General features: G+C 48.9%; 1 protein-coding gene. It reads right to left on the reverse strand.

What is annotated here, in order from left to right:
• Positions 1-129 precede the first annotated feature (129 nt).
• The gene (locus ACFSB2_RS19545; protein WP_377944777.1) at positions 130-1,305 is read right to left on the reverse strand and encodes an IS110 family RNA-guided transposase; all 1,176 of its coding nucleotides are present in this window, start codon (positions 1,303-1,305) and stop codon (positions 130-132) included.
• Between the last annotated feature and the right edge of the window lie 240 nt (positions 1,306-1,545).

The following is a 1,545-nucleotide window of genomic DNA, read 5'->3' on the forward strand; positions in this document are numbered from 1 at the left end:
GAGACCAGCTATCTAATGTCAAGCACTCTTTTGAGTTCTAAGAACCATGAAGGGAAGTGATTTTTAGGCGCATCTATATAAGCCTGTCAAAGACAGACGTGATTTGAATTTTCAGGTTAATTTGCTGTCCTACGCGATTGGCTCGTATGGCTTCTTATCCCGCAGAACGGCATGAATGATGTACGTCATTTTGCGGGCAACAGCGCCCGTTGCAGCCAGATGGTGTTTCCCTTGAGCCCGCTTCTGGTCGTAAAAATCCTTCAGGATTGGGTTGTGTATTTTGGCGACATTTGCGGCAAGCCAAATCGCTCGTCGCAAGTAAGGTGAACCTCGTTTGGACATTCGGTTGCGTGTTCCGGTAAATTCTCCTGAACTTCGCACCGTAGGGTCAATCCCGGCAAACGCAACGAGCTTTACGCCGGTCGGAAATCTGGAGATGTCTCCGATTTCACCGAGTATCGCGGCTGCCAGAACTGGGCCGATTCCCGGAATCGTCACGAGATTTGTGTCAACGCTCTTCAGACGTTTTTCGATCTCGACGTTCAGGGATTCCAACTGTTCCTCTGTGAAGCGTATTTGCTGAAGAAGCAGGCGCAATTGTAGCCGAAATGCTTCGAGTGCGGTGTCCATTCCAAATGAAGACTCGGCGGCGGATTTAATTTCCACAGCTTTGTCCAGACCCAGGCGATTTCGACTGTGTTTGGCGATGAAGGCAGCCAGTTCATCTGTATCTACGGCAAGGATTTCCTCCGGTGTTGTGTATGTCATCAACAACTCAGAGGATGTCTTACCAAACAGGTCAGAGAACAGTCGCTCGTATTCGGGAAACAGCATGTCTAGGACGCCGATGACCTGCCGTTTCAAGTCAGAGATGGAATCGACCAAGCTAAATCGGAATCGGCTCAATTGCCGCAAGGCAACGATTTCGTCACTGCCGAGCTCTGTCGTGGTGTACCGTCCAAAGCGCAACACCTCGGCGATGATGAATGCGTCTTTTGTATCATTTTTGGTTTGTCGAATGTACATGTTGCGAAATGCATCCGACTGAATGGGATTGATGACATGAACCTTTACGCCATGTTTACGGAGAAACGAGTGTAACGCCAACCAGTAGTGACCTGTGGCTTCCAAAGCTACTTCTGTGGATGACAAATCGGGATCGACATTCTTCATCCACTGGATCAGCTTCTGGCCACCAGCCTGAGAGTTTGGAAAACGTAGCGTCTTGCCTTGACTCTGCCCAACCGAGTCGATGATGCAGGCTTCATGATTGCGTTTCGCAATGTCTATACCAACAAAATACATTGCACGTACCTCCAAATGGGTCGGATCCGCACAACCTTGCGATCTACAACCTAGTTTGAGATTCGGAGATAGGGCTCAAACCCTCCAACATCCAGCTCATTCGTAAACGCTCGCAAGGCGGGGACTACACTCTCATTATCGAGAACCAATGGTCCCAAGGAGGAATTCGTAGTACCCCGACCACTACGAGAATTTTATCTCAAAACTCTTTGGAGTACGTGACATCAATATACTAGGAGG

Source organism: Alicyclobacillus fodiniaquatilis, from assembly GCF_042678105.1.
Taxonomy (GTDB): domain Bacteria; phylum Bacillota; class Bacilli; order Alicyclobacillales; family Alicyclobacillaceae; genus Alicyclobacillus; species Alicyclobacillus fodiniaquatilis.